The organism is Moritella sp. PE36, from assembly GCF_000170855.1.
Lineage (GTDB): Bacteria > Pseudomonadota > Gammaproteobacteria > Enterobacterales > Moritellaceae > Moritella.
On the sequence record NZ_ABCQ01000093.1, the window covers coordinates 1 to 7,825 of the forward strand.

7 protein-coding genes and 1 pseudogene are annotated in these 7,825 nt (G+C 41.2%); all 8 read right to left on the minus strand.

Features of this window, described 5'->3' with window-relative positions; translation table 11 throughout:
• A pseudogene (locus PE36_RS23030) lies at nt 1-185 on the minus strand (hypothetical protein); the annotation flags it as partial.
• Complete coding sequence (locus PE36_RS23035; protein ID WP_006034525.1) at nt 182-2,206, minus strand: hypothetical protein; 2,025 nt, start codon at nt 2,204-2,206, stop codon at nt 182-184. The gene PE36_RS23035 and the pseudogene PE36_RS23030, both read right to left, overlap by 4 nt.
• Nucleotides 2,203-4,065: a hypothetical protein gene (locus PE36_RS23040; RefSeq protein WP_006034526.1), complete on the minus strand. Its 1,863-nt coding sequence runs from the start codon at nt 4,063-4,065 to the stop codon at nt 2,203-2,205. The genes PE36_RS23035 and PE36_RS23040 overlap by 4 nt, the downstream gene beginning before the upstream one ends.
• A complete protein-coding gene (locus PE36_RS24840) occupies nt 4,062-4,850 on the minus strand; it encodes a site-specific integrase (RefSeq protein ID WP_006034527.1) in 789 nt (262 codons plus the stop codon). Before PE36_RS24840 ends, PE36_RS23040 begins: the two co-directional genes overlap by 4 nt.
• A gap of 101 nt (nt 4,851-4,951) precedes the next feature.
• Nucleotides 4,952-5,620 (minus strand): hypothetical protein, encoded by a 669-nt coding sequence (locus tag PE36_RS24845; protein ID WP_006034528.1) that lies wholly within the window; start codon nt 5,618-5,620, stop codon nt 4,952-4,954.
• Nucleotides 5,621-5,691: 71 nt separating this feature from the next.
• Nucleotides 5,692-6,861, minus strand: coding sequence for an Obg family GTPase CgtA (gene cgtA / locus PE36_RS23050; protein ID WP_006034529.1), 1,170 nt, complete (start codon nt 6,859-6,861; stop codon nt 5,692-5,694).
• Nucleotides 6,862-7,138: 277 nt separating this feature from the next.
• Entirely contained in the window at nt 7,139-7,396 is a 258-nt protein-coding gene (rpmA, locus tag PE36_RS23055) for a 50S ribosomal protein L27 (RefSeq protein WP_006034530.1), read from the minus strand.
• Between the two features lie 16 nt (nt 7,397-7,412).
• Entirely contained in the window at nt 7,413-7,721 is a 309-nt protein-coding gene (gene rplU, locus PE36_RS23060) for a 50S ribosomal protein L21 (RefSeq protein WP_006034531.1), read from the minus strand.
• Nucleotides 7,722-7,825 lie beyond the last annotated feature (104 nt).

Consider the following 7,825-nt stretch of genomic DNA (forward strand, 5'->3'; position numbering starts at 1 on the left):
ATAAAGTCGGTGAACTTATGTATATAACTATGCCCAAGGCCCGCCTCTTTATTAACTTTATTCAGCGTAAGCAAGCCAGCCGCTTTGGTCTTAGTGGGGACGCCATCAAGCAATCTCTGTAATGCGTCACGCAATCTCGCTTCAGTTAGTTTTTGAGTCTCAGTTAATTCTCGCTTAGCACTCATGTCATCACTCCTACTATTTCATCAATGAACGGTTCAAACTCAATTTTGTGCTTCTTAAGCGTAATTTCAGCGTCGAGTATTTTTTGTTTTAGTCCAGCTAAAATACTGTTTTTAAGCCTGTCCCCTAAGTTCATGCCTTTAAACTGATCAATTGTTCGCTTCCTCTGCCTTGCTAGGAGTTTAGCGGCCTTGTCAGTGTAAACTTGATGAATACACTTGCTCTTCTCAGCAATAAACTGACTAATACCACAGACTCGTTCACAAGAAGTGTTAGTGCAGTAACCACCTGTAGGCAATTGAACAATAGCAAGCTCACCACTTCGTACCCCTTTCTCAATATCTTCTCTCGACATGTAGATGTCGTTACCGCTCTTTAGCTTCTTTAGCTGATCCTCTAGTTTATTCTTTACAATATCTTCACCACCGAGATCGCTCAGATTTTCACTTTTATTGTAAATCTCATCGTAGATGTCTACGCCTAGCGCAATGCCCGCTTCGTGTATCTCTTTTAGAAGATCTTTATCTAACAGAACATCATTCATGTGCATTAGAGTGGCGTTGTTGGCGTAATAATCAGCCATATTGATGTTGTGTTGCTTGAACTGAAACTTGATACCCGCAGCACTGCCAAAATTATATCGTTTAAAAAAGACGGCAAAGGTGCGTCTGAAATCATGCGGTGTGAGCTTTGGCAAAAAACCACCGATTTTTAATGTCCCTTCCCATGCAGGGTTCAGCAGATTGAACTCTTCGACGTCTGCTGACGTTGCTTTAATGCCCCACTGTTTCGTTTGCTTTGTAATATTTCGACTCATATGCGTCGCCACATAGGTATCTTTTTGAAAACCGAAACAAGGAGGAATAAAAGCCGATTGAACCTGTTTTAACGCAAATCTCTTTTTTGCAGCATGATACTCACCTGACTCACTTTTCCTTTGTATTTTAGATTTATATCTCTGACACAGTGAGTGGTGCATATCTTCTGCTAACTCTAAAGCACTTTGACTTACAGGGTGAGACTGCCAAACTTCTTGTTTAGGTTTGCCGTCATTCCCTTTGGTTGTTTCCCCAATCAATACAGCAATATCTTTACCATTATTGGATTTTGTCGTGTAGCTGTTCTTGTTAAAGCTCGACGTCTCACCAATTCTAGCCCCGCTAAAAGCGAGAATAACAATCATACATGCTGTCTGAATCTCTAAGTTCGCCACGCCATTAAGATCCACTTTGTAATCAGGAATAGAGTGTTCAATACTCTTGCATGCTCTCGACACTCTTAGCCTTAGTCCAGCCTTACGATTAGATAACGAGAGGGGAGCATAGTTACCTGTGATGTCTTCCCCATTTAGTATCCGCTCTTGAATATCATAAGCTTTCTCCATCATCGTTGAGATTTGATGGCGATAAGGATGATATTTTTCAACGGAGGCTAGCGCACGAGTAAGTATCTGTTGGTACATACAGATAGGTATAGCAATGTGTTGCTTTTTGGGTTTATTGCTCGATAGAGCTCTCAGTGCTTTCGAATCTATTCGGTTATGAAGCACCATGCCATCGAAAAGCATGCTCAGAGTAGTCCCCATATTCGAAACATTGCCTAAGCTAAGCTGACGCTTTTTCAATGCTCGTTTAAAACGCTTTAACTCCATGCGGTCATCAAATACCGACCAGTTGGTGTGGCCTAGTAAGCGACTGAGGTGTTGAAGGCCTCTTTTCCAAGCTGTAAGCTGGTTAGATGTCGGTGCAATCTTATCCCTTTTCTCAAAGAGCTTATAAAGGTCAAAGAGTGTATCCTGTATCTCTTTCTTGTGCTCGGGGTCAGTCTGGGTGAAAGCAACGCCAGTACGGCTATGCACCCCCCTATCTTCCTGAGCAGTAAAGTCCCATACATCATCATAATGATAAGATAAAACCAGCCCCTCATCTGTATAAGTAATGGGTTTACCACGGAAAGAGTTATCTGCGGAAGTCGGTGTTCGTCCTCGAATCACGCCTGATTGCACTTGCTTTTCTTCCATCATTTAAATACCTCCATTAAGTCATTCAAGCTGTAAACCGTTGAGTAGAGAGGGTGCGGTGAGGACTTTTGCTGCTCTAAAGCTTGATTGTAATTTTCTTCAGAAACCTCTTTGAAACCTACTAGAATGGCATCAATGGTTCTACACAGGTCTTGATATTTACCTTTGGGTAAGGAGTTTACGGTCGGATACTGACCCATCTCGGTCAGTGTTTCTCTGAATGATAGCATCAACCAAATATCTTCAACTGCCGCCACTAACTTGTGATACTCACACCCAAAACAACCTAAAAAATCAGTACAGAAAGCTTCTTTTTCTGGCATATCAACCCCGTTTCTTTTGAGGTTCTTGTCAATAATACTTGCCGCACCTTTCTTATTATTTTGACATCTCACGCCCAAGGGTGTTTGTGATTCATTGGGGTTGTCTTTACCTTCACGTAATCGTTTGTAATCATATTCACTCAAGACATCAAAAAAAGTATATTTAGCGCCTTGAACGGCATCTTCAATAGTTTTGCCTTTCGCTATATCAAAAGTGGCCTGATTCGAGGCAGCAAGATTACGTTCGTGGTCTTGTGCCAGTCCATGAGAGTAACAAGCTTTGACTGTGCTGACCTCATTATTGGCTGACATGGACACCAGATAAATATCTTCCGTCACCTTCATCAAGGTATCTATTTTAGTCTGACGTAAAATTCTTGGCGTCACATGAGGTAAACCCAAGTATTTAGTCAAACGATTAGTCGAAATATGAGGTGCTTGTTTACCAATAAAGTTACTCACTTCACCATTATCTTTCCAATACGGGAAAAGCCAACCATCTTTACTTCCAGCCTGTAGCTTTACCGACAGTGACAGCCACGATTCCATAAACCGACGAGCATGAAGCGAGAACCCCAAGGATGTATCAAATGATAAATACTTTGCTCTGGCTTTTTCCATGTTAAGGATGAATTTTCCAGCATGAAGCTGCTGAAACACAATATCGCTGAGACGTAGCTTTAAAAGCGGATTTGTATTTTGCCCTGTGAACGCAAAGGTGATCATTGCGGCAATCCGAGAAAATTGATTAAGCCATGATGTATCCATTTTCGACACTGCCGATCTAAATGCATCACACTTATCTGCCCGCTGTCCTTTTGTCCACTCATTCAGTTTTACTTGGACTTCAAACAACTTTTCATCGAATATTGGATGGATGGTAGGCACCGTCCCTTCTTCAATATGTCCTTTAAACCCGACGAATGCTCTAAAGTAAGATCTAAGTAGTGGTTTCATCTGACCTATCACATCTAACCCTTGGGTCTTTTTTCTGTCTTTTCTCACCCCTTTAATTGAGACTAATCTGTAGGCATCGGCGGTTCGATTTAAAGCTTTCAATATCCAAGAAAATGCCGATTTTACGTTTACCCACGACCCCTTATTAGCGCCTTTTCTTACTTTAGCCCCCCAAAACGTCATGTATAAATCAATCAGTTCATTGTGGAAATAATCACCCTCGATAGGAGTAAGCCCCTCATTGTCCAACCACCTAATGTATAACATTACTGAATTAGCATAACCTCCTAGTGACGATCCATAATCCGGTTTAAACATTCTATATATAAGGCGTACAAACTCATCTCGATGCATTTTTTTATATTCAAGTTCAGGTTTTAACTCGCCTCTGGTTGTCAGCGGAGGGCAACCAAAATACTGCAATCGTTTAAAGTAAGTTTTTCCACTCTCGAAGGTTAACACTAAATCCGATATCGCTAATGACTCTACACTTGCTGTCGGCACTACACTGTCTTTATTGACTATTAGAGCTTTACGTTTACTACCCTTGGTGAGGGATGGTGTGCTATCTATATCACTCATGACTGCTCTCCTTCGCTCGGTAGTAGCTTATCCTCTAACTCGCCCATATCATCAAACACACCTAAAAATTCGAGTACGTCTTCGTAAATTTCATCACCAGTCGGTTCTTCTTCAGCTATTTTTAAATAAAGTAATGTAATGGCTAAACTCTCATGCCCTAAAAATCCAGACACCATCGCTAGCGCTGTATCCGCATCTTTTTTCTTAAGCAGCATTCTAAAAAGTGCCACTGCAAACGTTGATCTTAAGTTATGGATCACAGCATCAATATCATGCCCGACCACCTCTTTAGCAGTGTTGCGAACTTCATTCCAGCGATTGTTTAATTCATTTAGTTTCAAGAAGAACGGCACACCTGTTGCGCTTATAAAGACATAACATTTATTCGCATCTACACCGTCAACGCTCTCAAAGAAAGCCGTTTCACCTTCTTCTCGCTTTTTATCACAGAGCTCTTGAAATTTCTCTTGGCGTTTTTTATAGCGAGGGGATTTCGTATATTTATACAATTTTTTCATGATGGCACTTGGTATAACTGTTTGTCTTGATTTGTTCGTGCCATCTTTAGTTTTAGTGAGAGAGCCATATTCGTCACCAACACCGAACATTAACATTGGCTTTTTCATGTCAGGGTTAATTATTTGACCTGTATGTAAACTCGCTACTTCTTCTTTTCTTAATCCTGTAAAGCGTGCAACAAGGAAGAATAAACAATACTCTATTGCTAGACTGACTAGCTTTTTTTTACCTTTTACATTCTTAATAACTCGCTTGGTATTCTGCAAAATATTTTCTATAGCATTCCAATCTCGGTTGCTCAGGGGCCTAAGGTCGCGCCTTGACGAAGGTAAGCTCCCACCGTAGTTACGTTTAGACTTAGGAAAATTTAGACGAAGGTCTGTTGTATAGACTTTTTTGAGAGATAAGCCTTCATACTGGTTTCGGGGGCTTCAAAGTTGATGGTTACGATTTCGTGTTGAAATGGCTTGTTATTGAATTCATAGCCTATGATAAGGTGGAAAGAGTAAAATTTAATAACTCCGCGCACGTAGGCGCTGGCCGTTGTTTTGGCGAGAGGTTTTTGATTATCACCAGGTTCGGTGACAGATTTCTTTACTGCATCTCGGTACATATAAGTTGGACGTTGAGATTTACGACTAGGCATAAAATCCCATCTTGGACGTGGTAAATCGATTAATTCATCAAATAAATATTCATCATACTCCTTGTCCCAAGCCTCTTGAAGCGCGATGATGTAGGAAAAGTAATGTACCAAAGCTTTTGCGTATTGAGCTGATTCTTCACGATCTTCTTCGATATGGTGAGCCATTAGGAAGCGGTTCACATAATCCATAGGCTCAAAAGAAACCATGTCACCCGCTTCGTTTCGACCAACTAAATTAAGGAAGGTAATTGTTTTTACATGAACATCACCATCGGCACTCTTAGAGTGGGTAAGTTGCAGCTCACCATTACTATCAACGCTGACTAGCGGTGTTTTATAAGTAAACGGTTTAATCTCAGTGGTTGAAATTTCATATCGGATTTCTGGCATAAAAAAGGCTCAATATAGTTAACAACTACATTGAGCCTAGTACACTTATTCTCAACTGCAAAAGTGTTTATTTAGTCTTGCACATAAACAGTGTTAGGGTGTTCGTCCCAGTCATCCCAATCATCATCATCTTCTTCGATAACGGCGTGATTAGCAATTTGATCTTTATGGTATTCATCCCATAAGAAACCAACATCACCGTCATCTTCAACTGGCATTTCAATCTTCGGACGCGGCAGTGATTCAATTTGCTCCATCATCGCGCGAACAAGATCTTTGGTACCAACACCACTTGAAGCAGACATAGTATATACTTCGCCTTCCCAATTAATCGCTTCTACAACGCGTTTAATTGTTTCGTTCGCTTCGTCTTCTAATACAAGATCGGTTTTGTTAAATACTAACCAACATGTTTTTGCTGCGAGTTTTTCACTGTATTTCTTCAGCTCACTCACAATAACTTTTGCGTTTTCTGCTGGATCACTTATGTCCTCAGGTAATAGATCAACAATGTGAACCATTAAACGACAACGTTCTAAGTGACGTAAGAAACGGATACCTAGACCAGCACCATCAGAAGCGCCTTCAATAAGACCAGGAATATCGGCAACCACGAAGCTACGTTCAGGGCCTGCACTTACTACACCTAGGTTAGGTACTAATGTGGTAAACGGGTAGTTAGCTACTTTTGGTTTCGCTGCAGAGATTGCACGAATAAAAGTAGATTTACCTGCGTTTGGTAGACCTAATAGACCTACGTCAGCAAGTAACATCAGTTCTAGGCGTAAGCTACGCACTTCACCTGGTGTACCTAACGTCTTTTGACGTGGTGCACGGTTTACACTGCTTTTAAAACGAGTGTTACCAAGACCATGGAAACCAGCTTTCGCGACCATTTGACGTTGGCCGTGCATAACAAGATCGGCAATAACTTCACCAGTATCATCATCTGCAACACGCGTACCAACCGGTACACGTAAAGTAATATCTTCACCACGTGCGCCAGTTTGATCTTTAGCGCGACCATTCTCACCACGTTCGGCTTTATGGAAGCGAACAAAACGAAAATCGACAAGCGTATTTAAGTTTTCATCAGCAATCATATATACATGACCACCGTCACCGCCGTCACCACCATCAGGGCCACCACGGGCAACATATTTTTCACGGCGGAAGCTTACACAACCACTGCCGCCATCACCGGCTTCAACTTTGATTCGGGTTTCATCTACAAATTTCATTTCGCTATCGCTCCTACAAATTAGGAATGCAGTTAGTTGCACGGATTAATTAATCGCGTACTGACCTCATTTTCACTCGGTTGGTGAATTAATCAATCCGTGCAACTATCAACTTATTATGGAGTGTCATGACTAACCAAGCTTAACCAGCAAGTATGGGTCAATATTCTCTCTCAATGTTTACTATTTTATTATTTTTTATTGCTCATATTAATTTTAGCAATAAAAAAACCCCGCCATATAGGCGGGGTTTAAAAATTCTTAGTTTGTACTGAAATTATTCAGCTACAATGCTAATGAACTTACGGTTTTGTGGTCCTTTAATTTCGAACTGCACTTTACCGCTAGCTTTAGCGAATAGAGTGTGGTCACGACCACAACCTACGTTTGTACCAGCGTGGAATTTAGTACCACGTTGACGAACTAGAATGTTACCCGCAAGAACAGATTCGCCACCAAAGCGTTTAACGCCTAAGCGTTTGCTTTCTGAATCACGACCGTTGTTGGTACTACCACCAGCTTTTTTATGTGCCATCTTTTAGAACTCCTAATTAAGCGATTTTAGTTATCTTAACTTCTGTAAACCATTGACGGTGACCCATCTGTTTACGAGAGTGCTTACGACGACGGAATTTAAGGATTTTAACCTTGTCCGCACGTCCGTGAGATACCACTTCAGCAGTGATTTTTTTACCTTCAAGGTAAGGTGCGCCAACTTCGATATTCTCGCCGTTTGCAACCATTAATACTTCGTTAAATTCGATGCTTGAACCAGCTTCAACATCTAGAAGTTCTAGACGAAGAGTTTGACCTTCAGCAACGCGGTGTTGTTTGCCACCGCTTAGGAAAACAGCATACATGTTTTCTGACTCCGATCCGTGTCCAGCATACCTTAGGTAGCGACACGTCATGATAATTTATAACAATGGCGCGAATTCTACTCAAAACTCTCCGGTTAGGCAAG